At 53.1% G+C, this 26,141-nt stretch carries 21 protein-coding genes and 1 riboswitch; of the genes, 15 read left to right on the plus strand and 6 right to left on the minus strand.

Annotated features, from left to right (window positions below; genetic code table 11):
• Positions 1 to 97: 97 nt before the first annotated feature.
• Positions 98 to 2,308, plus strand: a complete 2,211-nt coding sequence (sbnA, locus tag BLQ82_RS33045) for a 2,3-diaminopropionate biosynthesis protein SbnA (protein ID WP_341874769.1) — start codon at positions 98 to 100, stop codon at positions 2,306 to 2,308.
• Positions 2,309 to 2,346: 38 nt separating this feature from the next.
• The gene (locus tag BLQ82_RS01820) at positions 2,347 to 3,312 is read left to right on the plus strand and encodes a 2,3-diaminopropionate biosynthesis protein SbnB (RefSeq protein WP_062526815.1); all 966 of its coding nucleotides are present in this window, start codon (positions 2,347 to 2,349) and stop codon (positions 3,310 to 3,312) included.
• Between the two features lie 157 nt (positions 3,313 to 3,469).
• On the opposite strand, the gene BLQ82_RS01825 is transcribed toward BLQ82_RS01820, so the two are convergent.
• Complete coding sequence (locus BLQ82_RS01825; RefSeq protein ID WP_062526817.1) at positions 3,470 to 4,792, minus strand: sugar phosphate nucleotidyltransferase; 1,323 nt, start codon at positions 4,790 to 4,792, stop codon at positions 3,470 to 3,472.
• A gap of 14 nt (positions 4,793 to 4,806) precedes the next feature.
• Positions 4,807 to 5,619 (minus strand): DUF6492 family protein, encoded by an 813-nt coding sequence (locus tag BLQ82_RS01830; RefSeq protein WP_062526819.1) that lies wholly within the window; start codon positions 5,617 to 5,619, stop codon positions 4,807 to 4,809.
• Between the two features lie 211 nt (positions 5,620 to 5,830).
• Between BLQ82_RS01830 and BLQ82_RS01835 the strand changes: the two genes are divergently transcribed.
• Both BLQ82_RS01835 and BLQ82_RS01840 read left to right on the plus strand, forming a co-directional pair.
• Complete coding sequence (locus BLQ82_RS01835; protein ID WP_062526822.1) at positions 5,831 to 6,586, plus strand: YheC/YheD family protein; 756 nt, start codon at positions 5,831 to 5,833, stop codon at positions 6,584 to 6,586.
• A gap of 316 nt (positions 6,587 to 6,902) precedes the next feature.
• On the plus strand, positions 6,903 to 8,123 hold the full coding sequence (locus BLQ82_RS01840; protein WP_082722796.1) for an NAD(P)-dependent malic enzyme: 1,221 nt from the start codon (positions 6,903 to 6,905) through the stop codon (positions 8,121 to 8,123).
• Between the two features lie 355 nt (positions 8,124 to 8,478).
• Here BLQ82_RS01840 and dhaK read toward each other — a convergent pair whose 3' ends face one another.
• Both dhaK and BLQ82_RS01850 read right to left on the minus strand, forming a co-directional pair.
• The gene (dhaK, locus tag BLQ82_RS01845; RefSeq protein WP_074647633.1) at positions 8,479 to 10,239 is read right to left on the minus strand and encodes a dihydroxyacetone kinase subunit DhaK; all 1,761 of its coding nucleotides are present in this window, start codon (positions 10,237 to 10,239) and stop codon (positions 8,479 to 8,481) included.
• A gap of 7 nt (positions 10,240 to 10,246) precedes the next feature.
• Positions 10,247 to 11,380, minus strand: a complete 1,134-nt coding sequence (locus BLQ82_RS01850; protein WP_062526823.1) for a glycerol dehydrogenase — start codon at positions 11,378 to 11,380, stop codon at positions 10,247 to 10,249.
• A 341-nt stretch (positions 11,381 to 11,721) separates the two neighbouring features.
• On the opposite strand from BLQ82_RS01850, the gene BLQ82_RS01855 reads away from it, so the two are divergent.
• On the plus strand, positions 11,722 to 12,768 hold the full coding sequence (locus BLQ82_RS01855) for an AraC family transcriptional regulator (RefSeq protein ID WP_341874770.1): 1,047 nt from the start codon (positions 11,722 to 11,724) through the stop codon (positions 12,766 to 12,768).
• Here BLQ82_RS01855 and BLQ82_RS01860 read toward each other — a convergent pair.
• Entirely contained in the window at positions 12,755 to 13,363 is a 609-nt protein-coding gene (locus tag BLQ82_RS01860; RefSeq protein WP_062526825.1) for a TetR/AcrR family transcriptional regulator, read from the minus strand. The two genes, BLQ82_RS01855 and BLQ82_RS01860, sit on opposite strands and share 14 nt — an antisense overlap.
• Positions 13,364 to 13,537: 174 nt before the next feature.
• Between BLQ82_RS01860 and BLQ82_RS01865 the strand changes: the two genes are divergently transcribed.
• The 10 genes from BLQ82_RS01865 (at position 13,538) to BLQ82_RS01910 (ending at position 25,524) form a co-directional block, all read left to right on the plus strand.
• Positions 13,538 to 15,538 (plus strand): oxidoreductase, encoded by a 2,001-nt coding sequence (locus tag BLQ82_RS01865; protein WP_062526827.1) that lies wholly within the window; start codon positions 13,538 to 13,540, stop codon positions 15,536 to 15,538.
• A 224-nt stretch (positions 15,539 to 15,762) separates the two neighbouring features.
• The gene (locus BLQ82_RS01870; protein WP_062526829.1) at positions 15,763 to 16,413 is read left to right on the plus strand and encodes a universal stress protein; all 651 of its coding nucleotides are present in this window, start codon (positions 15,763 to 15,765) and stop codon (positions 16,411 to 16,413) included.
• Positions 16,414 to 16,551: 138 nt separating this feature from the next.
• The gene (locus tag BLQ82_RS01875; protein ID WP_062526831.1) at positions 16,552 to 19,410 is read left to right on the plus strand and encodes a Na+/H+ antiporter subunit A; all 2,859 of its coding nucleotides are present in this window, start codon (positions 16,552 to 16,554) and stop codon (positions 19,408 to 19,410) included.
• Position 19,411: 1 nt separating this feature from the next.
• Positions 19,412 to 19,747, plus strand: a complete 336-nt coding sequence (locus BLQ82_RS01880) for a Na(+)/H(+) antiporter subunit C (protein ID WP_060860407.1) — start codon at positions 19,412 to 19,414, stop codon at positions 19,745 to 19,747.
• Positions 19,744 to 21,219 (plus strand): Na+/H+ antiporter subunit D, encoded by a 1,476-nt coding sequence (locus BLQ82_RS01885; protein WP_062526833.1) that lies wholly within the window; start codon positions 19,744 to 19,746, stop codon positions 21,217 to 21,219. The genes BLQ82_RS01880 and BLQ82_RS01885 overlap by 4 nt, the downstream gene beginning before the upstream one ends.
• 6 nt (positions 21,220 to 21,225) lie before the next feature.
• Complete coding sequence (locus tag BLQ82_RS01890; RefSeq protein ID WP_062526835.1) at positions 21,226 to 21,705, plus strand: Na+/H+ antiporter subunit E; 480 nt, start codon at positions 21,226 to 21,228, stop codon at positions 21,703 to 21,705.
• Complete coding sequence (locus tag BLQ82_RS01895; protein WP_062526837.1) at positions 21,702 to 21,995, plus strand: Na(+)/H(+) antiporter subunit F1; 294 nt, start codon at positions 21,702 to 21,704, stop codon at positions 21,993 to 21,995. The genes BLQ82_RS01890 and BLQ82_RS01895 overlap by 4 nt, the downstream gene beginning before the upstream one ends.
• Positions 21,970 to 22,359, plus strand: coding sequence for a monovalent cation/H(+) antiporter subunit G (mnhG, locus tag BLQ82_RS01900; protein WP_062526839.1), 390 nt, complete (start codon positions 21,970 to 21,972; stop codon positions 22,357 to 22,359). Before BLQ82_RS01895 ends, mnhG begins: the two co-directional genes overlap by 26 nt.
• Positions 22,360 to 22,372: 13 nt before the next feature.
• Positions 22,373 to 22,530, plus strand: a riboswitch (cyclic di-AMP (ydaO/yuaA leader).
• Between the two features lie 5 nt (positions 22,531 to 22,535).
• On the plus strand, positions 22,536 to 23,363 hold the full coding sequence (locus tag BLQ82_RS01905) for an alpha/beta fold hydrolase (protein ID WP_062526841.1): 828 nt from the start codon (positions 22,536 to 22,538) through the stop codon (positions 23,361 to 23,363).
• Between the two features lie 292 nt (positions 23,364 to 23,655).
• A complete protein-coding gene (locus BLQ82_RS01910) occupies positions 23,656 to 25,524 on the plus strand; it encodes an LTA synthase family protein (RefSeq protein ID WP_082722797.1) in 1,869 nt (622 codons plus the stop codon).
• Positions 25,525 to 25,590: 66 nt separating this feature from the next.
• On the opposite strand, the gene BLQ82_RS01915 is transcribed toward BLQ82_RS01910, so the two are convergent.
• Positions 25,591 to 26,055 carry a MarR family winged helix-turn-helix transcriptional regulator gene (locus BLQ82_RS01915; RefSeq protein ID WP_062526845.1) on the minus strand — a complete coding sequence of 155 codons (465 nt, stop codon included), beginning with the start codon at positions 26,053 to 26,055 and terminating at the stop codon, positions 25,591 to 25,593.
• Between the last annotated feature and the right edge of the window lie 86 nt (positions 26,056 to 26,141).

A 26,141-nucleotide genomic window follows, 5' to 3' on the forward strand; every position in this document is an offset into this window, starting at 1 on the left:
GCCGCGCAATAAAAGAACACACCATAGGCGTTCTACATATGATTATTGCAGGTGATTATCTAATGAGGCTGCAGATGCGGCGGAGCAGGAGGCGGCTATGATGCTGCTGGACAAATTGCAGGATAAGGTGCATGAAGTGATCGGGTGTTTTCCTTGGTACAAGGGGCTGATCGGTGATGAGACAACGGATTATAAGCTGCAGCACCTCCCGCTAATGACGGCGGAAATTCTTGAAACCCATTATTATACAGCTTCCGGCGATCCTTCTCTAGCTGTATACAGGACGTCGGGCACAAGCTCAGGCCGCAGAAAGGCGATATTCTACTCAGAGGAAGACGAGAAGCACTATATCGATATCAAAACGGAGCTGTTTGGCGAGCTGATTGCAGGAAGCGGATGTACCAGAGCGATGGCGGACATGGGTACCGGACATGCAGCGGAGACGGCCCTAACCATTTTTGAGCGGCTGGGGCTGGAAAAGAGTGCAATCCCCTTTGAGCTGCCGGTCGAACAGCATATTGAACGGATTCGGGCCTTTAAGCCTGATCTGCTGTACACGATGCCCTCCATCCTTGACCATATCGTATATGCCGCCGATAATCCGCGTGCCTTTGGAATCCGTAAAATTATTCTGGTCGGGGAAATCGCCACACCCGAGTGGCAGCGGAATATGGCCCGCCTGTTCGGTCTTGATCCCAGCGACATCATCGATACGTATGGTTCTATTGAAATCGGCACGATCGCCTATTACTCCCATGATCTGGGCAGGTATATTTTTGCTGACGGCATTTATGCGGAAGGGATTGGAACGCAGGAGTTAGGCGGGGAATTGAGGCCATTGGGAACAGATGAACGAATCCTGGTCCTTACCTCTAATGTCCGCACGATGCTGCCGGCGATCCGGTTCGTTACTTATGACGTAGTAAGGGACTTCAGGCCTGTGACGGTTGGGGGAGTAGAGAAGCAGAGCTTTGGTTCTATCGTCAAACGGGTGGGCCGGGAGCTGAAGCACGGGGAAAAAATCAGCCTGTACGATATCGAACAGGTGGTATACCGTCATCTTGAAGATGCGATCATCCGGGTTAAAGTAAAGAATAATGCGCTGACCGTATCTGTCAAAAGCAAATCTGCAGATAACTCCATCATTCCGGTAATTCGGGACGAAATCAGAGAGTGCATTCCCGAAATCGGCATGATGATCAGGGGCCATCTGCTGAAGGAGATTGAGGTGATTCTGGCAGCCGGAGACGAGCCGCTGGAGAGCGGTCAGGTGAAGAACAAAAAGTTATATTACCAGCAGCAGAAGGACAGGGCAGGGGTGAACCTCAGCGGCGGCATTTTGGCGGCCATCGGAAATACGCCTGTAATCAGGCTGGGCAACTTGTTCCGGAACAGCGGTTTTGGGGTCTATGCGAAAATGGAGCTGCTGAACCCCGGGGGAAGCGCGAAGGACCGCCCGGCCCTGCGGATGATCCAGGAGGCTTGGAAGGCCGGGGAGATAGGGCCGGGAACTTCCATCATTGAATCCAGCTCGGGAAATATGGCGATCAGCCTGGCTATGATCTGCAAATATCTGGGGATGGGGTTTATTAGTGTAGTAGACCCTAGAACAACGGAGACAAATCTTCAAATCCTTAAGGCATTGGATGCCAAAATAGATGTTGTAGCCGATCCCGACCCTGACACAGGCGAGTTTTTGCCGGCACGGCTGAAACGTGTGCAGCAGCTCCTGGCAGAGCTGCCGGGCAGCTTCTGGCTGAATCAGTATGGTAATCCGAACAATTATTTGTCCCACTACCACACGACGATGAAAGAAATCGTAGCTGCACTTGACCGGGTAGATTATTTGTTTTGCAGCGTCAGTACATGCGGCACCATCCGCGGTCTTGCGGAATATGCAAGGGATCATGGCCTGAAGACCAAGATTGTGGCCGTTGACGCGGAAGGCAGCGCCATTTTCGGCGGAAATAAGGGACAGCGGCGCTTCCCGGGACTCGGTGCCGGAATCGTGCCTCCCTTGTGCAGAAGTGATCTGATTGACCGTGTCGTGCATGTCCCGGACTCCGAGATCGTTGCAGGCTGCCGGGCACTCGCACAGGATGAATCGATCCTGGCCGGCGCATCCTCAGGGGGAATTATTGCCGCAGTGAAGCATATGGAGCAGGAAGTGGCTCCGGGATCTGTCTGCGCGGTGATTGTGCATGACAAGGGAGAACGTTACCTCGATACCGTGTACTCGGATTCATGGGTGCAGAACCAGTTCGGCCATAGCTTCGCGGCTGAAAGCGGCGATCTTTTTGATAGATAAGAAAGATTAGTTCATCACACTGGTAAAGGAGGAGCAGCATGCTGTACTTAAACGACCGGGATCTCCGGGCCGTTGGGCTGGATTGGCCTGCCTTGGTGGACTCCGTAGAATCTGCGGTGCGCATTCTTGATTCCGGTGATTACGCACAGCCGGTAAAGCCCTACTTAAGGTATAACAATCCTAACAACCGTATTATCGCAATGCCCGCTTACGTAGGGGGAGAGGTGAGCGCGGCGGGAATCAAGTGGATTTCCAGCTTCCCGGATAATATTAAGTCCGGTCTTCCCCGCGCCCATAGCATCATCGTATTGAATGACCCCCTTACAGGCCAGCCCTCAGCAATCCTGAATTCGCCGGTCCCCAGCATCGTCAGGACAGCTTCCATCAGCGGGCTGATGATCCGCCACTGGCTGCAGGCGCGCCCGCTAGAGCGGATTCATCTCGGCATTGTCGGCTGGGGACCGGTCGGACAGTATCATTATCAAATGGCTATGGCTCTGTACGGCCAGCGGATTGAAAGTATCCGGATCTATGATATCCGGGGAGCGGATTTGGCAGAAATCCCGCCTCTATATAGAGACAGGACGGAAGCGGCCGCCACATGGGCAGATGTCTATTTGCATTCCAATATCTTGATCACATGTACTGTATCCAACCACCGGTATATCGATCTCCCTCCAGCCCAGGGCAGCCTTCTGCTGAATGTTTCACTGCGGGATTACAAGCCGGAGGCGTTAGCTGCGGTGACAGCCGTTATCGTCGACGACTGGGATGAGGTCTGCCGGGAGAATACGGACATTGAGCGGCTCCATCTGGAACGGGGGCTGACCCGCGGCGGCACAGGAAGGATTACCGATGTCGTCGTCCGGCGCTGCCTGGCCGGTTTCGCTGAAGATGAGCCGGTCTTTTTCTGCCCGATGGGCATGGCCGTTTTCGATATTGCTACAGCGGTATATTACGTGAAGCAGGCAAGGGAGAAAGGGCTGGGGACCGTGCTTAAGTAAGGCAAAGTTTACGGGAACCAGGCGTGGTGCAGAGTGCAGGAGCAAGCGGGTCCATCTGTAATGTGTGCTCTAAGCACGCCAAATGGGCTAATATCCTGCACGGTGTACAATAATGTGCGCTCTAAGCTCCTTCCGGGCTGCCGGTGAGGGGCAACGCTCAAGAATTGTAGATCCGCCGGTCATCCTCTTCAGCGAGAGTCCTGATCTCTATCAGCTTCAGGGCAGTAAAAGCCCTAATCCCATGCCTGTCTCCCCTGGCGATTGTAAAGATTCCGCCTGTCCTTACTGCAGCGGACTGCCCGTTCAGCACGATTTCTCCCTGACCGGACAGAATTACCCAGCTCTTGGCGGAATGCTGACATTGTAATTCAGGCAGGTCATGGCCTGGCAGCAGGGATAAGGCAAGGGTCAGGATAAGCTCCGGTCCGCTGACGGTCCGGTCGAGGACAGTATAGCTTCCCCATCCGGTTTCACCATACCTCGGTTCCTCTGCCGCATTTTGCAGGATTTCTTTAATGGCATTCGCCTCCCCTTTGCCGGCAATCAGGATGCCCTCGGGACTTCCTGCGGCGACGATGCCGGATACCCCGATCACATGCAGCGGAATCCCCAGGCCGTTAACAATATGAGTGTCCCGGGAGCTGCCCCAAATCCCGCCTTCACCAATTACCGGATCGGTCAGACGGGCGGTCAGTGCGTCCCAGCTGCCCAAATCGCGCCATTCTCCTTCATGCCTCAGCACGACAGCTTTCCGGCTGCGCTCCGCCACTTCCTGGTCGAAGCTGCGGACCGGGAATTCGGGGTACAGACCTGTAAATGCAGTGAGTTCAGCAGGCAGACCCATGTGCTGCAAATGCGACAGCATGAAGCTTAGGCGAAAAGCAAAAATGCCGCAGTTCCATAATGCCTGCTGCTGTATAAGCTCCTCAGCCCTGGCGCTGTCCGGCTTTTCCTGAAATGACAGAACGGGGGCATACGCTCCCGATCCGGCGTTCCCCGGAATGATATAGCCGTACTGATCCGAAGGATGGGTGGGCCTTGTCCCAAGCAGGACAAGCTCGGCCTGGGAATCCGCCAATATGTCCGGGAACTGGCGAAAACAATCGAAGAAGGCATCATCCGTGTACATATCGGCTGGAGCGACACATAACGTGTCTTCCGGTTTGGCTTTTCCTGTGGAATGCAAATAGAGCGCCCCGAGCGCAGCTGCTGTGAACGTGCCCCGCTTGCCGGGCTCCCCAATCACCGGATACCGGTTCCGGGTGTGCCGCCGCGTCAGGGCCATCTGATCCTCATGTGCGACGAACAATGCCGTTGAACCAAGACCGGCATGATCTAACTGGCGGCATACCCGCCCGATCATGGACTCTTTGCCTCCATCCGGTGCGGGAAGCAGCTCCAGAAACATTTTGGAACGGATGCGGCCCGACAGCGGCCACAGCCGCTGGCCGGAACCGCCGCATAGAAGAATGGTATGCACAGCTGTCTGCCTCCTTAGTGCCTGGCTGGAGTGGAGTATCCCTTACGCTGGTGGAAGGAAAGGGAACGGAACGTGCGGGCAAGCCGCAGAGTCTGCGCTTTTCCCAGAGACGCAAATGAGCTTTTCAGCGATTTATTGTTGGCATTCCTCAAGATTACAGAGGTGCTGTCTCCGCTGTACACATAATTGGCGTAGGTTTCGTACTCAGAGAAGCCGAACTGCTTCTTCTTGTCGATACTGCGGATAATGGCGGCGTGCCAGGACATGCCGTGCCGGTCTTCGATTTTTCGTTTTAATCCGGCCAGCTTTGCCTTCTCAAACAGCATGTAATGGGTGACAAATGATCGGGGAGAGGGCGCCCGGGTACCCATCAGCTTCCGGTAGGTGCGGAAATATTCCGGCTGGCTCCAGCTGCGGCAGTAGAAAATGCTCTTGTTCCCGGAACGGAACCGGTGGGGACGGATCAGCACGGTATCGGCATCTATCACCAGAAAAAAGCTCTCCCGGCAGATATGATCCCCGTTCATCTTCAGCAGCTGCTGATACAGCCAGCCCGACCGGTTCCAGCGGGTGGAGGAATAATGGATGTCCTTTTTGGTAAACGGCAGAACACGGGTCTCGTCGACAAAGATACAGCTTTTCCGGGTACACAGAGATCTGATTCTGCTGCTGTTCGGTGAGACAATGTAAATATTGCTGATCGGATGGCGGACATAGCGGCGAAGACTGTCTATCACATAAGGGAGGGTTGCCAGATCTTTTTCAATGGCCGGGATCAGGACATCGATGGCCGGTCCACTGTTCGTTAAGCCTGATATTGCTGACATAGCTTCATCTCCGGACACATATTGACACTTGGGGCGTCTGCAACTAATGTATGCCGCTGTAACCGTTCAGGACCGGGCAAGGGCCGCCGTAAAGTTAATCTTCCCGCACGGGATAGATGCTTAATTCAGCGGGGGCTGCTTCTGCATAGGATACAGTGACGTTGCAAATCAGGGAGGGATCAATGCCCTTACCGGATAGGAGAGTGCAGGTGTGAAAGCAAACACAGGGAACTTGGTACAGAGCAAATGGCTGAAGACAAAGCTGCTGCTGCGCAGCAATGCGGTCAGACCCTTTATCCCGGATACCCGGAAATTCTCCAGACGCAATCTGGAGCAGATGATTCACAGCTATGGAATGATCTATGTCAAGCCGGAACGGGGAACCTATGGCAATGGGGTCATACGGGCCGAGCGGGGGGAGCACAAGGGCTTCACATACCAGTATGAGGAAACGGTCCGCCATTTTGACACCTTTGAAGCCTTTCACAAAAGCCTGGCCAAAAAAACAGGCAAACGAAGTTATCTGATTCAGAAAGGCATCCATCTGCTGAAGCATAACCGCCGCCGCTTTGATATCCGGGTGATGGTGCAGCTAAGCCCGAAGGGCGTCTGGGAAGCTACCGGAATCATCGGACGGCTGGGCCATCCGCGCAAAATAGTTACGAATTACCACAGCGGCGGCAGACCGATGGCGATTGAAACCCTGCTCTCGACCCATCTGACCCAGCATCAGCTTGCCCATCTGACCGGGGAATTGAGCCTGCTCGGCACCCGCATGGCAGCTCATATGCAGAAAACCTATCCCCGTATCCGGCAAATCGGCGTTGATGTCGGTCTGGACCGGTCGCTGACCCCTTGGGTGATTGAAGTGAATATGAAACCCGACCCCTATATCTTCAATCAGCTGAAGGATAAATCCATGTACAGGAAAGTTATGAAATACCGGCGTTATTGGATGGAAAAATAAAGTGGCCGCCCTGGATCAGGCTGCAGCTTGAAGTGGCTCTATAAGTGTTCCAGGTTATAACCCCACACTCCGTGGGGTTTTTTGGGCATGTGCATACCTCCGCAATGCCATGTTGTGGGGGATCTGTTCAGCATTTTTGTCGAAAAAAAACGAAAGTGGAGCTGATTGTGATGTACTTCAGCGAAAAGAATGCAAGAGCGATGTAGAGTTAAAAACATAAGTTATTAAAACTCCATATGTTTAGAACGATTATCTTGCGAATCTGGTGAGTATTGCCGATAACTATTAGGTATACATACAGAGGCTCAGTAACGGGATGGAGATTAGCGGATTAATGGGGGGAAATATTGTGGAATTATTGGATGAGATCATGCTGCTCCACAAAGGCGGAAAGCTTGAGACAACATTAAAAAATCCGATCCGGACAAAAGAAGACTTGTCCAAGGTATATACACCGGGTGTGGCGGAGGTCTGTCAGGCGATCGCACAGGATCAGGCGCAGGCCTATGAACTGACAACGAAGAAAAACACCGTAGCCGTGGTTTCCGATGGAACGGCTGTGCTGGGCCTGGGAGATATCGGCCCGAGAGCGGCCATGCCGGTAATGGAAGGCAAAGCGGCGCTGTTCAAACAGTTCGCCAATGTGGATGCTGTGCCAATCTGCCTCGACACGAAGGGTACGGAAGAGATTATTGCTATTGTAAAAGCGCTCGCCCCTACATTCGGAGGCATTAATCTCGAAGATATTTCCTCTCCGCGGTGTTTTGAGATTGAAAAGAGACTCCGGAATGAGCTGGACATACCGGTATTCCATGACGACCAGCACGGGACGGCCATCGTGGTGCTTGCCGGGCTGCTGAATGCCCTGAAGGTATGCGGCAAAGAGATCAAGGATGTCAAAATCGTGGTGAACGGTATCGGCGCAGCAGGCATTTCCGTTTCCAAAATGCTGCTCCATGCAGGGGCCGTGAACCTGATCGGTGTGGACCGGGAAGGTGCCCTCAACCGGCAGGTTCCCTACAGCCGGACACACTGGAGCGAATATGCCCGAATGACGAATCCCAACCTGGAGACCGGCCAGCTGTCGGATGTGATCAAGGGTGCCGATGTATTTATTGGAGTTTCAGCCCCGGATGTGCTGAAGCTGGAAGATGTGCTGAACATGGCCAAGGACCCCATCGTGTTCGCCATGGCGAATCCGACGCCGGAAATCGATCCTGCAATCGCTGCGCCTCATGTAAGAGTTATGGCGACCGGCCGGTCAGACTACCCGAATCAGATTAACAATGTGCTGTGCTTTCCCGGAATTTTCAGAGGGGCGCTGGATTGTGAAGCCACCGACATCAATGATGAAATGAAGCTGGCAGCGGCAAAAGCGATTTCCTCGGTCATTGATCCTGCGGATCTCCATGAGACGTATATTATTCCGGATGCCTTTGATCCGCGGGTGGTGGAACGAATCCGCATAGCCGTTGCCGAAGCGGCGTTCACAAGCGGTGCAGCCCGGAAAAACCTGCTGATCGGGGCGAATTCATAACAGGGTGAGCAGCTGCGGGCGAATGTCATGCCGGCAGCTTACACAAAAAAGAGTACTCCAAGCAATTGCAGCTGTGGAGTACTCTTTTTCTCGTTGTATAGGAAATCATGAACCCGGATGATACATACCAGGGAGGCCTTCAGCAGAGGTGGAAAAAGGGAACTTAATTGGGCCATATTAACTCATCAGGAGCAAAATGAGCAAGATTAGTTACCCTTTTTCCACTTAGGATGGCCGAAAGATTCGTATAGGCTTCTCCAGGCAACGCTAAACTGAAATCCACAACGGCTACGTTGTCTGGTGAAGGACAGCGTAGCCGTTTCTGCTTGGGGACAAACGCATACGCTGGCTGGGCTTACTGAACAGCTTCCGCCAGCGCCGTGAAGATCACACCGAGCGCGTAGGCTCCGGCATCCGGGTAGCCGATGCTGCGTTCACCGACGGTTCCCGCCCGGCCCATCCGGGCGACGATGCCCTCCGTACTTTTGGCACCTTGAACAGCAGCTTGGGCGGCCTTGGTGAAAGCCGTGCACAGCGTGTCTTTTTGCTGTGCGCTGCTCTGCCACGCTTCGGCGCAGGGAACCAGGGCGTCAATCAGCGTTTTGTCGCCGACAACGGCCCCCCGGCCGAAGGAACGCTCGCCGGTATCCTGAATCCCCTTGACGGCGGCGGCCAGCATGTCAGCCACCTCCTGAATGGAGAGGGAAGTTTTATTTCCCGCGGATTTGCCTGCTGCCCGGAACGCGGAGCCCCAGATTGGGCCCGATGCGCCGCCGCAGTGCTCCATAATAATCAGCGAGCAGGCCTGCAGGAAGCTGCCTATGTCCGTGGCATGGTTATCAAGCAGATCCTGCCACTCGCTCTTGAGCTGCTTGAAGCCTTTGGCCACACTCATGCCGAAATCGCCGTCTCCGGCATGCGCGTCCAGCTCGCAGAACGGCACTTCGTTCGAGATAATCACTTCGCTCATCTGGTCAACGAGATAGATGATATTGGCTGTCGACAAGCGTTCGTCCCGGATAACAGCATGGGCAGGGTCAGTTTCGTTGGTATAGCTAACCTCGCCGCCTTTCGCCTGCCGTTCCAACGGATCGGAATAGTGGATGGGTTCAAGTGGTCCTGTAATTCTCAGGGCTGGCGTATCACACGGGGCGGCCAGCCATTGGTTCAGCTCATCGTCCAGCTTCAGGAGAGTCACTGAGGCCCCTGCCATATCGATGCTGGTCATGTAGTTACCTACGAGCGTGCGGCGGACCGTTATACCGCGTTCCGACAGCTCCCGCATTACAGCGTGGTTCAGAACGTACAATTCCTGCAGCGGCGTCGCCCCGAAGCCGTTGACGAGTACGGCGACCTCCTGGCCCGCTGCTTCGCCGGGCTGCAGACTGGCCAGCAGGGAGGAGATCATGCGTCCGGCAAGCTCGTCGGCACGGACCATCTTTTCTTTGCGGATACCCGGCTCTCCATGAATGCCGACACCATATTCCATCTCATCCTCTGCTAGCTGGAAGGTAGGAGTGCCTTTGGCCGGAACCGTACAGGAGGTAAAAGCAAAGCCGATGCTGCGCACCCGGTCCGCCGCATGCTGGGCGGCGCGTTTCACTTCTTCCAGAGACAGGCCGGCCTCTGCTGCGGCCCCGGCGATCTTGTGCACGAACAGGGTTCCGGCTACGCCGCGTCTGCCGACGGTATACAGGCTGTCTTCCACCGCGATATCGTCTTCGACCTTTACGTAGTCGACCTCAATACCGTCCTCCTTGGCAAGCTGCGCCGCGTTCTGGAAGTTCATCATATCGCCGCTGTAATTTTTGATGATCAGCAGGGCGCCCTTGCTGCCCGCAGTGCTGCGGAGGGCTTGATACACCTGGATTTGGGAAGGGGAGGCGAAGACATCTCCGCATACCGCGGCATCCAGCATGCCCAAGCCTACAAAGCCCGCATGGGCAGGCTCATGTCCGCTGCCGCCGCCGCTGATCAGGGTGACCTTGTCCCTGTTGGGCGCTTTTTTGGCGATGATCTTGTATTTGCTGTCAAAAGCCAGCTCCGGATGGGCCATCACCATGCCGCTGCCCATTTCGCGGACTAAGGTTTCCGGCTGATTGATTATCTTTTTCATGGCGCGTTTACACCTTGCCTTTCTTGAAGGCCTGACCCAGCTGGTCGGCAACGGTAATCGCTGCGGCTACCGCTTCCGGTGTGACCGGGAACGGCATTGAGTGGATCGACTCCTCCGGAATGCAGGCCTTGCGGGCCACTTCCAGCAGCTCTTCCCTGGTGATCGAGCGGACGCCGATGTCAGCCAGACATACAGGAAGGCCTACGGAAACGCAGAAAGCAAGCACTTCCTGGATTTCGCGGCTGTCCGCATTCTCCAGCACCAGCTGGGCCAAAGTACTGAACGCCACTTTCTCGCCATGGTAATAATGATGGCTGCCCTCCAGAACCGTCAGTCCGTTGTGGATGGCATGGGCTGCCGCAAGTCCGCTGCTCTCAAAGCCGAGGCCGGACAGCAGGATGTTGGTCTCGATAATATTTTCCAGTGCCGGGGTAACAACGTTCTGATCGCAGGCCAGCTTGGCCTTGACGCCATCCTCCAGCAGGGTTTCGTAGCATACGCGGGCCAGCGCAAGCGCAGCCTTGGTTCCTTTGGCTTCCTGGCTCACGCCTTCGCGCACGCCGCAGGGAAGTCCGGCATTCACATTGGAGAAGGATCGCGCTGTAGCCCGGGCTTCAAAATATGTGGATAAAGCGTCCCCCATGCCGGACACCAGGAACCGGGTAGGGGCTTCAGCGATGATGGTTGTATCGATCATGACCACGGAGGGGCTTTGCTTGAAATAAGCATAGTCGTCAAAAGCGCCTTCCGGTGTATAAAGGACCGCAGAATGGCTGGTAGGAGCGTCCGTTGCCGCAATAGTGGGAACGATGATCAAGGCATCGCCTTCGGCTACGCATTTCGCCGTGTCAATGGCTTTGCCTCCCCCGAGGCCAATCGTACAGGCACAAGCATGTTCACGGGCCAAGGCCTGCAGCCTGGCCACTTCCTGGCGGGAGCACTCTCCCTGGAAGTTTCCCGTAATCAGAGTGATGCCGAACTTACTGCTGGCAGCATCCAGCTTAGCCTTGACCCGCTGCACATCATCGGGGTGGGCAATCAGCAGGGCAGAGTCTCCGAAGGTCTTCACAAAATACCCCAGGTTAAGCAGCTCGTCTTCCCCCTGAATATATTTAGTCGGGCTGATGAACACTTTTCTCATGGCTATTTCCTCCTAAAAGTTTTGTGAGCCTAACTTCCTGAATGCATTTCGTACAAAACTCGCTTCGAAAGCATATGCTTAAGTTTTGTGAGCCTAACTTCCTGAATGCACTTCGTACAAAACTCGCTTCGAAAGCATATGCTTAAGTTTTGCGGGCATATCTTCATTATAGACACGGGCCAAACGGGATGCATGGAAGGAAATTGACAGGTTTAAGCGTTTTCAGATCGTAAATTTTTGTCATTCTCCGGGAAAATATAATTATCTTGTTCTATTACACCAGGTTTCGCTATAATTCAGAATAGAACAGGCATATTTGCCGGGGATGGAGACAAGCGGCTATGATGTTATCCAAATATGATCTGAAGTCGATTATTGATCTTGAGAAATGGCATGCGCTTCAGGATTCACTGTCCCTCGTCACGCAAATGGCTATCATCACAGTGGACTACAAAGGCGTTCCGGTTACCCGGCACAGCCGCTGCCAAACCTTCTGCCAGGCTGTCCGCCAGGATGCCGAGCTGTCCTCCTACTGCCAGAAATGTGATGCGCGCGGCGGACTGGAGGCGGTCCGGCTGAACGAACCTTATGTGTACTTATGCCACTTCAACATTCTGGATATCGCTATACCCATAACGGTTGACAACCAGTATGTCGGAGCGGTGATGGCGGGGCAGGTCCGGCTTGCGGACAACGGCGGATCGCGGCTGGAGCAGATTGTAACCCGTCCGGCAACACCGGAGAGCGCCGGCACATTCGCAGCGTTAAGGCAGGAGTATGAGCAGCTGCCCGTTATGCCGTATGCGCAAGTGGTCACCATTGCCGAAATGCTGTCCCATCTGTGCAATTACATCGTTGAAGAAGCGAGCCGCAAAAATGAAATTATGGATTTGTACCAGCAGGCTCTGGCCGCACCAACAGTAGATATACTGCCCCACAAGATGCTGGCAGATTCGTCCTGTCCCGCACCTCATTCGGTGCAGCAAGAGCTGTCCGATTCCCCAGTCATAGAAAGCGGGAACCCAAAAGCGGTCCTTCCAGACCGATCCGCTGTCAGCTGTTCCAACCCGACGCTGCAGCCGGCCTTCGATTATATCTACAGCCATAAGCATGAGAATTTTACCCTGGAGGCGCTGGCCCGGCTCTGTCACATCAGCCCCAGTTATTTCAGCCGGCTGTTCGTGCGGGAGAGCGGAGAGAATTTCTCGGCTTATATCTCCCGGCTCAAAATCGGACAGGCCAAGCAGCTGCTGGAAACGACCGGACTGTCAGTTAATGAGATCAGTGACCATCTGAGCTTTTGCGATGCAGGATACTTCATCAAAATCTTCAAGAAATACGAACAGCGGACTCCTGCAGCCTACCGCTCATTTATCAAAGGTGAGTAGGGGGCGCATTCAGAAAAACAACCACCAACCGCCCCATGTATTCTTCCATTTTCCGTTCCAGATCATAGCTGCCGTCATGCAGGCACCAATTATAAATGACGCCGCGTGCGGCGATGAACAAGTACTCAGTCATATCCTCCGCAGTCATATCCGTGATCAATTGTCCACCCGCTTGCCCCTTCTCCAGCAGAGCCTGAAGGACATTCAGCATGTAGCGTCCCTTGGCGATGAACAGCTTATTGTTGCAGGTATACAGCTGCTTCACCGTTTCGATGCCGACATTCAGATTGTAGTCCGCATAGATTTTGAAATAGTCAACGATATCGTTGCGGATGGAAGCCGACGGCTCCAGGCCCCTGAATTTCTGGTCAAAAAAACCGTCGGCCTGCTCGTACATTTCAACGAAAATGTCGCTTTTGGTGGAGAAGTAATTGTAGAAGGAGCCTACAGAGACACCGGCCCCGCGGCAAATTTCTGCAATGGTAATGTCCTCCAGGGAGTGCAGCTTCATCAGCTTGATGGCACTTTCAAATAAGTTGCTTTTGGTCTGGATGCTTTGCAGCTGCCTTGAGGTTAAAGGTTTGTTTTTGGACATTTTGGTACACTCCGTCTCAGATAATCTGTATTTAATGTAGGGGTTTGGCTTTCTTTTGTCAATTTAACTTAGTGAAAATAATCACATTATTTAGATGTTCCCAACTCTATAATGAATGTGTTCAGTGAATGTGTTCACCGAACAACATTCCGATTATTCTTAGGAGGACTAACAGTGAAGGACAGCCACAGAATTTTATTTGAACCGTTCAAAATCGGCAAGCTGGAATTGAAGAACAGATTCGTCATGGCCCCGATAGGACCGGGCGGACTCTGCAATGCGGACGGAACCTTCAATGAGCGCGGTGTGGAGTATTATGTGGAACGGGCGAAAGGCGGCACTGGCCTGATTATGACAGGCGTAACGATGGTCGAGAATGAAATTGAGAAATGCGCTTTGCCGTCTATGCCTTGTCCAACGCTCAACCCGTACCATTTCATCAAGACCGGCAAGATGATGACTGAACGGATTCATGCCTATGGCGCAAAAATCTTTCTGCAGTTGTCCGCCGGCTTTGGACGCGTAAGCATGCCTTCGATTGTAGGCAAGACAGCCATAGCACCTTCGCCGATTCCCCACCGCTGGCTGCCTAATGTAACTTGCCGTGAGCTGACGATCGGGGAAATTCATACCTATATAAGAAAATTTGCCGAGTCCGCTGCCATTGCCAAAAAGGCCGGGTTCGACGGAATAGAGATCCATGCCGTGCATGAAGGTTACCTGCTGGACCAATTTGCCATTTCCTTCTTCAACCAGCGGACCGATGAGTACGGCGGAAGCCTGAGAAACCGTCTGCGGTTTGCCATTGAAATTGTTCAGGCGATCAAAGCGGAATGCGGCCAGGATTACCCGGTGTCGCTGCGCTACAGCATTAAGAGCTTCATCAAGGATTGGCGGCAGGGCGGGCTTCCAGGCGAGGAATTCACCGAGCAGGGCCGGGATATCGAGGAAGGTATCGAAGCGGCACTGATTCTGGAAGAAGCCGGATACGATGCATTCAACGGGGACGTCGGCTCCTATGATTCCTGGTATTGGTCCCATCCGCCGATGTACCAGGAGAAAGGTCTGTACCTGCCCTACAACAAAATTCTCAAAAGCATTCTTAAGGTTCCTGTCATCACCGCTGGAAGGCTGGATGATCCCGACCGGGCCAGCGACGCGATTCGTGACGGCGCAACCGATCTGATTGCCCTGGGCCGTCCGCTGCTGGCAGATGCGGATATTCCCAACAAAATCCGGACGGGTCAAATCGAGCGGATTCGTCCGTGCCTGTCCTGCCAGGAGGGCTGTATGGGCAGACTGGCATCTTTTGCGGCCATTTCCTGCGCCGTTAATCCTGCGTGCGGACGCGAAAAGGATTACGCCATCGGCAAGGCCGGGCAGCCGAAACGGGTGCTGATTGTCGGCGGCGGCCCGGCAGGCTGTGAGGCGGCACGCGTGGCCGCGCTTCGCGGCCATGAGGTGAGCCTGCATGAGCAAAGCAGCCGTCTGGGCGGCAATCTGATTGCCGGCGGGGTGCCGGGGTTCAAGGAGGATGACCATCTGCTTGCCGACTGGTACGGTGTAGAACTGAACGCGCTGAAGATTGATCTGCACCTGAACAGCGAGGTGACCCCGGAAACAATAGCAGCCAGCGGTGCGGATGCGGTGATTTTTGCCACAGGCTCTACGCCCAAAAGCTTCGCCATCGGAGATTCCTCCAATGTCTATACTGCCGAAGAGGTGCTGCTCGGTCAAAAGGACCCGGGGGATTCCACGATCATTATTGGCGGTGGGCTGGTTGGCTGCGAAACGGCATTATGGCTCGAAGAACAGGGGAAGAAAGTCACGCTGGTAGAAATGCAGGAGGACATTCTGACCATTGGGGGCCCGCTGTGCCATGCCAATGAAGACATGCTTCGCGATCTGGTGGCTTTTAAGGATATCGAATTGCTCACGGATACCGTGGTGGCCGGGGCAGCAGCCGGGGGTTTTGTGCTGAAAAATAAAGCGGGCGGGGAGAGAGTGGTCGCGGCAGATTCAGCCATTCTCGCAGTAGGTTATGCTCCACAGAAGAAATTGTACGAGGAGCTGAGCCAGGAGCTTCCGGAAACGTATCTGCTGGGAGACGCCAAGCAGGTGCAGAACATTATGTATGCCATCTGGGATGCATATGAAGTGGCTAAGAATATTTAATCTCAATTCTATGTAATAACCTTCCGGGAAAAAGGGGATATTACAGGCGTTGTGTACATAACGCTTGTGGCGGTAGGCCAACGGCTGACCCGCTTGTTCCTTTACAATCTTCCCGGTAGCCTATATAATCAACTTAATTGTATATGGATGTACCCGGAGGAGCCTGCCAACAGCGGGTTCTTTTTGTGTTTTTTTCTGGAAATTCTAGGCAGGGGGCGGGGCTTATGAACCTTAGACTGAACAATGAAAGCATTATGGTATGTGTCCATTATGGGCCGCACGGACAGCGGCTGATTCAAAGAGGAGGCCAGTTATCTCAGTTACTGAATGCTCCTTTATGTGTGCTCACTGTGGATTCATCCAAGGATAATGAGTACAACCATGAGAAGGAGCAATATATCTCCGGGTGGGAGACACTCACAAAGGAAGCCGGGGGAGAATTTATGGTCCGGAAATGTCTGGGGAAGAAAACAGCAGAAGTTATCGTGGACACCGCCCGGGAACGTGGAGTGACGCAGATTATCATCGGCCAGTCCGGCCAGACGTTGTGGCAGGAGATCACACGCGGCAATTTTATCAATGACTTGATTGAACTGCTTGGTCCTATTGATCTCCATATAGTAGCTGTACAGCGCTATCCCGATCTCTTGGAACAGTCCCATGAAAAAGGTTTTACCGCTTATCTGGTGAAGCAGGGTGATGATTATGTGCTGGCAGAGGAGCCGGAAGGGGAAGAAACGGTAAAAGGCATGTTTTTCCGTGAACTGGACACAGATTTCAACAGCGGCTTATTCAAAATGGTTGAAAACGGCGAGGCGCAGTATTTACGGATTGTCCAGGGTGTCTGGGTGAAGCCAGGCAAATATATAAAATGAACTTGAAAAATTAACATAAGGGAAAAGTAGCGGCCGGAAGTCCAAACATTCACCGCAGCTACGACCGGACCCGAATGGGGAAATCATAATGTTCGGTTTATATAAATTACGAATTTGAAGAGGGGGGAGTGCTAAGCTGTGCTGCATGCTGCAATCTTGATTCCATTTCTGCTGGCTGTTCTGATCCCGCTCGTCAAGCGTATTCCGCGTCTTCACGCAGGATGGGCGGTGCTGCCTGTTCCAGTAGCTCTTTTTGTGTACTTCCTGATGCAGATCCGGGGCGTTCAATCCGGTGAAAATACAGAAACTACGGTAGCCTGGATGCCTTCGCTGGGGATTGATATTACACTTGTGCTCGATGGGCTGGGTCTTCTGTTCGCCTTGCTGATTACAGGGATGGGGGCTCTGGTAGTTTTATATTCCATCTATTATCTTAACAAGCGGATGGAATCCATCCGCAGCTTCTATATCTATCTGCTGATGTTCATGGGAGCCATGCTGGGTGTTGTACTGTCTGACAACTTAATGGTGCTCTACGGGTTCTGGGAGCTGACCAGCATTACGTCCTTCCTGCTGATTGCCTTCTGGCACCGCCGGGAAAGATCGCGGTACGGAGCGCTCAAGTCGATGCTGATCACCGTGTTCGGCGGACTGGCGATGTTTGCCGGGTTCAACCTGCTCTATGTGATGAGCGGAACCTACAGCATCCGGGAGATTACCCTACAAGCCGGAAAGTTGTCCCTGGAGCCGATGTTCATTCCCGCCATGCTGCTGATTCTGCTGGGAGCGTTCACCAAATCCGCACAATTTCCGTTTCACATCTGGCTTCCCGATGCGATGGAGGCACCGACTCCGGTCAGTGCCTATCTCCATTCAGCGACGATGGTCAAGGCAGGGCTGTATCTGGTGGCCCGGCTAAGTCCCGTATTCAGCGGGCAGTCCGAATGGTTCTGGCTGGTCTCCGTCTGCGGACTCATTACTCTCTTGTATGGCTCGTTCAAAGCCATCAAGCAAACCGATTTAAAAGCGATGCTCGCCTTTTCTACGGTCAGCCAGCTGGGGTTGATCATGTGCCTGCTGGGACTGGGCTCTGCGGCGGCCTATTTTTCAGGCACACAAGAATCTGTAATCTATGCGATGGCTACGGCGGCGGCTGTCTTTCATCTGATCAACCATGCAGTGTTCAAGGGAACCCTGTTTATGGTGGTTGGCATTGTAGACCATGAGACGAATACAAGGGATCTGCGCAAGCTGGGCGGATTAATGTCCTTGATGCCGGTCACTTTTTCAGTAGCGCTCATTGGCGCCTTTTCCATGGCCGGGCTTCCGCCGTTCAGCGGATTCCTGAGCAAAGAGATGTTCTTCACCGCCGTGCTTCATATTCGGGAGATGAATGTATGGAGTACACAGTCCTGGCTGGGGCTGTTTCCGGTCCTGGCCTGGATAGCGAGCGTATTTACCTTTGTATACAGCATGATCCTGGTTTTCAGGACGTTCACCGGCAGGCTGCAGCCGGAAAAGCTGGACAAAGTACCGCATGAAGCTCCGCGCGGATTGCTTTTTTCTCCTGTGGCACTTGTCTCCCTGGCTGTTCTCTTTGCCTTTTTCCCGGACCTTCCAAGCACATCCATAATTGAACCCGCTGTGGCTGCGATTCAATATGGCCACCTGCCGGCGGAGGAAAGCCTTCATGTATCCATCCATTTCTGGCATGGCTGGACTCCGGAAATCTTCATGACCCTTGGCGTGATCGCTGCCGGAACGCTTCTGTATAGAGGTTATAGCAGACTGCGGATACTGGACCGTGAGTGGAGCGGGCGGGATTCGCTTAACCGTATATATGATCTCAGCATTCGCGTGCTGGAAGGCGGCTCAGCCCGTTTCACCAATCTTTATATGACCGGCAGCAACCGGCATTATCTGCTGTATATTTTCGGGTTCTTCATTATTGCCCTGGGGAGTACGCTGCTCGGGGCGCAGGGGATAACTCTGGGCATGCCGGACTATGCGCCGGTCTCGATGTACGAAGTAGCGGTGGTTGCGGTTATGCTGGCGGCAGCGTTTGCCGTTCCTTTTGCCAAGTCGAGAGTTAATGCCATTCTGTTCACAGGTGCGGTCGGCTACATGGTGACCCTGCTGTTTGTCATCTTCCGCGCTCCTGACCTTGCCTTGACGCAGATGATCGTGGAGACGGTGTCGGTGATTCTGTTCCTGCTGTGCTTCAAATATTTGCCGAAGCTGAAGCGGGAGAAGGAAAAAGCTTCCTTTAAATGGCCGAATCTCATTATAGCTGTGGGGGTCGGCATGACGATGACACTGATTGCGCTGGCGGCGATGGGCAGCAGTCCTTTTGTGCCGATCTCGGAATATTTTCTGAACGAAAGCTATTCTCTGGCCGGCGGTAAAAACGTAGTGAATGTCATTCTGGTAGACTTCAGAGGGTTCGATACTCTGTTTGAAATCATGGTTCTAGGTGTTGCGTCCCTTGGTATATACGCGCTGGTTCATCTGAGAATGGAGCCTGGGACGCTGACCCCGGGGAGAAAAAACAAACCGTCACCCTATTTGTTTCCGCTGCGCAGCAATGATGTGATTCTGCGGACGATGTCCAAGGTGATAGTAGTCATTATCCTTACCTTTTCGCTGTATTTGTTCTTTGCCGGACATAACCATCCGGGCGGAGGTTTTATCGGCGCTTTGATGACATCCGCCGGCCTGATTCTGATGGCGATTTCACTAGGAGTGGATACGGTCCGCAAACTTCTCCCGGTTAATTACCGTATCCTCACAGCGGCGGGGCTGCTGATCGCGATCCTGACAGCGGCAGGCTCGTTTGCGTTTGGCGCGCCATTCTTGAGCCATACCTTTGGCCATTTTGATCTGCCGCTGCTTGGGGATACGGAGCTTGCGACAGCTGTTCTGTTCGATCTGGGTGTATATCTGGCAGTCATCGGCGTGACCATGAACATTATTTTTACCATAGGGGGGGATGAGTGAAATGGAATGGATGATGGCTGTAGCGGTCGGAGTTTTGTTTACGGTCGGAGTGTATCTGATTTTGTCCAAAACCCTGCTGCGGATTGTACTCGGTACATCCCTGCTTACACATGGTGTCCATCTGCTTCTCCTGACTATGGCCGGACTAAAAAAAGGGGCTGCTCCCGTATTAGGCGGCAAGGCGGATGCCTATGTGGACCCATTGCCGCAGGCGCTGATTCTGACGTCCATCGTGATCAGCTTCGGTGTTACGGCGTTCTTCTTCGTGCTGGCCTACCGTGCCTACCAGGCACACGGGACCGATGAAATGGATAATGTTAGGGAGGAGGAGCAATGAATAATCTCTTAGTAATGCCGATTCTGATTCCCTTATGTACCGCCGTTATATTAATGTTTCTGAAAGAGAAGGTGCTGCTGCAGCGGTGGATCAGCGTCTTCAGCGGCATTCTGAATCTTGTTCTGGCCTGTGTGCTGGTCACCCGTATCCATAAAGAGGGCATCCAAACCTTGCAGATGGGCGGCTGGACTCCGCCTTATGGCATTGTGTTTGTCGGAGATATGTTCGCAGCACTGCTAGTGCTGACGGCTTCAGCGGTGAGCCTGGGGATTCTGCTCTATTCCTTCACCAGCATCGGTGCGGAGCGGGAAAGATTCTATTACTATACCTTTTTTCATTTTCTGCTCGTGGGCGTATACGGTTCTTTTCTGACCGGAGACATCTTCAATCTGTTCGTGTTCTTTGAAGTGATGCTGATCTCGTCCTACGCGCTGATATCCCTGGGCGGAACTAAGTTACAGCTCCGGGAAACCTCTAAGTATCTGCTGATTAACATTGTGTCTTCGACGCTTTTTGTAGCCGCAGTCGCTTACCTGTATGCCGCGGCGGGCACACTGAATATGGCTCACTTGTCAGAGCGTATTGCTGAGGCCGGGCAGGGCGGTGTCCTGAATGTGATCGCTGTGCTGTTCCTGATCGTCTTTGCTCTGAAAGCTGGTCTGTTCCTGTTCTTCTGGCTCCCCGGCTCCTACGGTGCGCCGCCTGCCGCAGTCCGGGCCTTGTTCGGGGCACTTCTGACCAAAGTAGGGCTTTACGCCATTATCCGGACTTTTACGCTTATCTTTGCCGGAGATCCTGATTTCACGAACGGCTGGATCGCCTGGATGGCGGCAGCTACGATGATTCTGGGCGCACTGGGTGCCGTCGCATACAATGACATCCCCCGCATCCTCAACTACAACGTCATTGTCAGTGTGGGTTTTGTCGCCTTCGGATTATCCGCAGGAACACCGGATGCACTGGACGGAGCGGTCTTTTACCTGCTGCACGATATGCTGGGCAAGGCCCTGATGTTCATTCTCGGCGGGTTGATTATTGCCGCCGCCGGTACGGACCGGCTTGAGCGGATGGGGGGGCTGATCCAACGTTATCCGCTGCTCGGCTGGAGCTTTTTTGCGCTGGCGCTGGCACTTGCCGGTATTCCTCCCTTCAGCGGCTTCCCCGGCAAAGTGCTGATCATCCGGGGAGGACTGGATGCAGGAATGCTGGCGTTTTCCCTCATTGGGCTGGGCTCCAGTCTCCTTGTGCTGTACTCGCTGATCAAAGTGTTCAGGCTGGCCTTCTGGGGCAATACGCCGGACACGGAACAGCCCAAGGTTAATCTGAAAAGCGGGACGGCAGTAGCTGCCGGACTCCTCGTTCTGGTCATTCTGATGGGCCTTGGAGCGGAGTGGGTGAATCCCTATATATCACAGGCGGGGGATGTGCTTGGTTCTCCCGGGTTATATATCGAAGCTGTATTGAAGGAGTAGATGAAGATGGCTGTTCAAATCTTATTAAACCTGATGGCTGCGTTTCTGTGGATGATGCTGAGCGGTGACGGGTCAGGCTCAGGCTTCGTAACCGGCTATTTGCTGGGCTGCGGAATTCTGCTGGTGCTGCGCAGGTTCCTGCCTGAACCGTTCTATTTGAAACGGGTGTGGTCCATAGTGAAGCTGCTGGCGCTGTTTCTGCGGGAGCTGGTCTGGTCCAGCTTTGCGGTCATCCGGCAAATCCTAAGTCCCAAACTGGCTATCCGTCCGGGCATCTTCGCTTACGAAACCGCTCTTCGATCCGACTTTGAGGTCACCCTGCTCTCCTGCCTTATTTGTCTTACACCAGGGACACTTACATTAGAAGTATCGGGCAGCGGCCAGACTCTTTATATTCACGCTATGGATATTGAAGATGCCGGCCAGCTCACCCGCCAGATCGAAGGAACCTTTGAAAAAGCGATAATGGAGGTGACCCGGCCATGATTCCGGTGCTGCTAAATATGGCGTTGACGATTCTGGCACTGGGCATGTTAGCCTGCCTGTACAGGCTGATTCAAGGACCGGCCCGTTCCGACCGGATTGCTGCGCTGGATACGCTTGGCATCCATCTGCTGGCGGTAATCGCGGTGCTGAGCATGCAGCAGAGGACAGAGGATTATATCGATATGGTGCTTGTGATCGGAATTCTGACGTTTATCGGAACTGCGGTATTAGCCAGATACATTGAAAGAGACGCGGTTATCGAGCATGGAGGTGATAAGCTTGATCGGTGAGCTGCTTATTGCGGTACTGGTATTGCTGGGTGCATTGTTGTGCGGGCTTGGCGCGTTTGGGCTCGTCCGGCTCCCCGATGTCTATTTACGTTCCCATGCCGCCACCAAAAGCGCTACATTGGGAGTATTATGTGTGCTGACAGGAGCCTTTCTATTTTTTTTCTTCTATATAGAAGTAGTAAGCATTAAGCTGCTGCTCGGGATAGTCTTTGTTTTCATCACTTCTCCGGTTGCAGGGCATCTGAATGGCCGGGCGGCTTACCGTTCGGGTGTGCCTTTATGGAAGGGCAGCGTGCAGGATGACCTGAAGCCGGTGCTGGAAAAGAATGAGACGAAGCAGACTGACACCCAGCATAAGTTATAGTAAACTAAAGAATATGTCTTTTTCGCTGAATTCTGTAAAAGAAGCGGGGGAACCACCGTGTGTGCAGTTTTGCAACTGCCATGCCAAGGGGTGAATCTCGAACATTCGAGTAGGGCTACTCTTCAGGCCCGAATCCGTCAGCTAACCCCGTAAGCGTAGGAGAGGAGACGAATGAGTTGCCGCAAATTCAATTAAATGGAACTTCTATCTACTACGAAACCTATGGTACAGGAGTCCCGGTTGTTTTTATCCATGATCATCTGACCTCGCATCATCTGTTTGAACCGCAAATTGAGTATTTTCGTGACCGTGTTCAGGTGATTGTTCTGGATCTGAGAGGGAACGGGTTGTCCGGAAAAATGGATGTCGAGGTTCACCGCATTCTGGATACCCAATGTGAGGATCTGAAGGAACTGCTCCGCCGTCTGGGGCTGCTGAGTGTGATTCTGGTCGCAAGCTCCGGCGGGGGTGTGCTGGCCCAGAAATTCGCTGTGCAGAACCCGGAGCTGGTGCGTGCGCTGGTGCTGGTGGACAACTGTTCGAGCGGAAATGACTCCACGAAAAATAATCGAATATGGGAGATGGTCGAGAGATGCTCATGGATATCGTATTATTTGCCGCCTGAACTGCTTCTGCGCTCCCTGCGAATCGCCTATAACAAATGGCTGCCCGCTTATCATATCCTCCGGCATGAACTGCTGCATAAACGGCCAACCGAAGGGATCAAACAACGGATTGCCCTGCGTCAGATTGACATTCTTGCCTATGCGGCCAAGCTGCAGGTTCCCGTGCTGTGTGTAACGGGAAGCCAGAATGAGTGGAGGCTGGCGCAGGCGAGCAAGAACGCCTCCATGCTGCCATCGGCGCAGCTGGTGGTGCTGGATGATGCCATGTATCCCAGCCATCTGTGCCAGCCGCAGCATTTTAACCGCCTGCTGTTAAATTTTCTGATCGACCAGCATGCCATACACCAGCGGGCCGAAGGGGCAGAGGGCGACGGATGATGCAGTTCCCGATCCAACCCAACGGCTTGGTATCACTGATCCGCAGCACTGGAGGAGCATCCTTTTTGAAACGATGAAATGCCTACGCCAACCGCAAAAAAAAACGGCAGTCCGGAACATACATGTGATGTTTTTGGGCTTCCGTTTTTTTGATGCGCATATATAATTAGCAGTGTGTTTTATTTCTGGAAATAGGTTGATAACCTATGTACTTTGTGATTTAATGCAGTAGGGGTATTGATAACACGAACGGACAGTCCATCATTTTTTTTGAAAGGAAATGAATTGTTTCATGAAGAAATCATTGAATAGCATGTTAAACCGGCCGATTCTATTATTCAGCTTCGTGCTGCTGCTCAAAAGCGCCGTGGCCTGGTTTGTCGTGTTCAGCGACGGTCCGAACTGGAGTATGGCCTTTACCGAAATTCCCTTTTTCATCATTGTGTTCAGTCTGATTGAATGGCTGTCCTCCAAACGGAAGATTCTGTACTACATGATTGCCAACTTATTCATTACGGTTATTTATTTCTCTGTCCTGATGTATTACAAATATTATGGCGTAATTGCGACCTATCATGCACTGCAGCAAGCGGATAAGGTCACTAAGGTCGGAGAGAGCACCTATTCCCTGATTACGCCGTATTATCTGTTTATTTTTGTGGATATTGTCTTCTTCCTGCTCTTTATGTTCCGTCCCAAATACATTGCCAAATGGAAGGAGAGAGGCACATACCGGATCAGCCGCCCTGTGCTGCTTACCGTGGCCGCCGTTTCGCTCGCGCTGTGCTTCTTCAATATCTGGCCTAACCATGCGAGCATGAACGAGATCAAAAAAGCGGAGAGCATGGGGATTCTGAACTATGAAGTCTACACGCTGTTTGCGGACAGTACGGAGAAGGAGGAGCTTATAGACAGCAAGGAGATTACCCAGCAGGCTGTGGATACGGTTAAAGGGGTTCAACCCCCGCAGCTGCCGCAATACGCCGGGGCCGACAAGGGCAAAAACCTGATTGTCGTGCAGATGGAATCGTTCCAGAATTTCCTGATCGGACTGACCATTGACGGGCAGGAGATTACGCCGAACATCAACAAACTGGCGCACAGCAATACGTACTTTAACAATTTCTACACCAATGCGGGCCAGGGAACGACCTCGGATGCCGAGTTCGTGGTGAACTCCTCTTTTTATGTGCCTAAGAACGAACCGGCAACGTCATCTCCCTATATGAACAAATCCGTGCCCAGCCTGCCGAAGCTGCTGCGTGCGAACGGTTATTTTACAGCTACTTTTCATACCAACAGTGTGGAATTCTGGAACCGCAAGGCCCTGTACCAGGCGATCGGCTTCGACAAGTATTATGACCAGAGCTTCTATGGCGATGATGATCATATCGCATTCGGGTCATCGGATGAGGTACTGTTCGCCAAAACGGTACCGGAGCTGGCCGCACTTGATGCCAAGGATCAGCCGTTCTATGCGATGGTCATTTCCATGAGCGCCCACCATCCGTTCCGCATTCCCGGGGAGAAGTTCAAGATGAAGCTGCCGGAGCGCTTTGAAGGTACGCTGCTGGGGGATTATATTCAGGCTCAGAACTATGCCGACTATGCGATGGGGCAGTTTCTGGAGGAGCTGAAGAGCAGCGGACTGTGGGATGACAGCCTGATTGTGTTTTACGGAGATCACCAAGGCGTGCCGATGTACACTCTGGGTGAGGATGAGAAGGCTCTGCTGCAAGAGATGATCGGACATGAGTATGGGTATACGGATATGTTCAATATTCCGTTCATCGTCCACTCGCCAAGCGGCGTCCTGCCCCCGGTAGTGGACCGGACGGGCGGACAGATTGATATTCTGCCGACAGTATCCAATCTGCTGGGCGTGCCGCTGCAGAATCAGCTGCATTTCGGTGAGGATCTGTTCAACTCGGCATCGAACCTGATTCCGTTCAGACATTTCCTGCCTACAGGTTCTTTCGTGAATAATACGAGCATTTATTTGACGGGGAATGATTACGCGGATGGAAGCAACTACAGTCTAAGCGATAATTCGGTCATCCAGGGCGGCTCTACAGAAGCGCAGTTCGAAGCTGCGGAGCGGCTGCTGAACATGTCGAACAGCTATCTGCTGCAATTGCCGGACCGGCCGGACCAGCAGTAATCCGGAAACAGTAAGTATGGGGCTTGCCCTGTGCTTGCTGTTTTTTTGTGCAGAAAATAAGATTTCTCAGTCCTCCAGCTGCCCGTTGATTTCTTCAAAATAGTGATAGACCCCGTTCAACAGCTCAATCAGCGCTCTGCTGCGCTCCTTGCCGAGATAGTCGATCATCCCCTTGAACGTATCGCGGATTCTGGCAACCGCAGCGTCGGCCAAACGTACGCCTTTGTCCGTCAGAGCAATCCCGCTGACCCGCTTATCCTGGGCATCGCTGGTGCGGAACACATAGCCCTGTGCCAGCAGGCTGTTCACCATTTGGGTGATGGTGGGGGAGGTGACCTTGTGCATTTTGCTGATGTCGGAGATGGTAAGCACCGGCTTCCCGGATTTCTCGGTCCCTAACCGGATCGTGACCAGCACACGTATTTCACTGGGCTTTAGCATCGATGGATTGTTTTTCTGCCAGTTGATCTTGGAGAATTGCTGAAATGCTTCCATCAGCTCATCGATTTTGTCGTATCTGTCTTCGTTCATCTGCACACCTCTTGGACTTGTTTCCTTTAATTATAGGGCATGTGCTGAAATAAAATAAAGCAAAGGATACGAAACAAGCCCTTAAC

This window comes from Paenibacillus jilunlii, from assembly GCF_900102965.1.
In the GTDB taxonomy this organism is placed as follows: domain Bacteria; phylum Bacillota; class Bacilli; order Paenibacillales; family Paenibacillaceae; genus Paenibacillus_AQ; species Paenibacillus_AQ jilunlii.

Excerpts from the sequence above, each read along its gene's own strand:
- mnhG (WP_062526839.1), top strand. The coding sequence starts at position 21,970 with ATGGAGGTGATAAGCTTGATCGGTGAGCTGCTTATTGCGGTACTGGTA.
- BLQ82_RS01860 (WP_062526825.1), bottom strand. The coding sequence starts at position 13,363 with ATGTCCAAAAACAAACCTTTAACCTCAAGGCAGCTGCAAAGCATCCAG.
- BLQ82_RS01895 (WP_062526837.1), top strand. The coding sequence starts at position 21,702 with ATGATTCCGGTGCTGCTAAATATGGCGTTGACGATTCTGGCACTGGGC.
- BLQ82_RS01870 (WP_062526829.1), top strand. The coding sequence starts at position 15,763 with ATGAACCTTAGACTGAACAATGAAAGCATTATGGTATGTGTCCATTAT.
- BLQ82_RS01820 (WP_062526815.1), top strand. The coding sequence starts at position 2,347 with ATGCTGTACTTAAACGACCGGGATCTCCGGGCCGTTGGGCTGGATTGG.
- BLQ82_RS01880 (WP_060860407.1), top strand. The coding sequence starts at position 19,412 with ATGGAATGGATGATGGCTGTAGCGGTCGGAGTTTTGTTTACGGTCGGA.
- dhaK (WP_074647633.1), bottom strand. The coding sequence starts at position 10,239 with ATGAAAAAGATAATCAATCAGCCGGAAACCTTAGTCCGCGAAATGGGC.
- BLQ82_RS01830 (WP_062526819.1), bottom strand. The coding sequence starts at position 5,619 with ATGTCAGCAATATCAGGCTTAACGAACAGTGGACCGGCCATCGATGTC.
- BLQ82_RS01885 (WP_062526833.1), top strand. The coding sequence starts at position 19,744 with ATGAATAATCTCTTAGTAATGCCGATTCTGATTCCCTTATGTACCGCC.
- BLQ82_RS01855 (WP_341874770.1), top strand. The coding sequence starts at position 11,722 with ATGATGTTATCCAAATATGATCTGAAGTCGATTATTGATCTTGAGAAA.
- BLQ82_RS01910 (WP_082722797.1), top strand. The coding sequence starts at position 23,656 with ATGAAGAAATCATTGAATAGCATGTTAAACCGGCCGATTCTATTATTC.
- BLQ82_RS01890 (WP_062526835.1), top strand. The coding sequence starts at position 21,226 with ATGGCTGTTCAAATCTTATTAAACCTGATGGCTGCGTTTCTGTGGATG.
- sbnA (WP_341874769.1), top strand. The coding sequence starts at position 98 with ATGATGCTGCTGGACAAATTGCAGGATAAGGTGCATGAAGTGATCGGG.
- BLQ82_RS01915 (WP_062526845.1), bottom strand. The coding sequence starts at position 26,055 with ATGAACGAAGACAGATACGACAAAATCGATGAGCTGATGGAAGCATTT.
- BLQ82_RS01850 (WP_062526823.1), bottom strand. The coding sequence starts at position 11,380 with ATGAGAAAAGTGTTCATCAGCCCGACTAAATATATTCAGGGGGAAGAC.
- BLQ82_RS01840 (WP_082722796.1), top strand. The coding sequence starts at position 6,903 with ATGGAGATTAGCGGATTAATGGGGGGAAATATTGTGGAATTATTGGAT.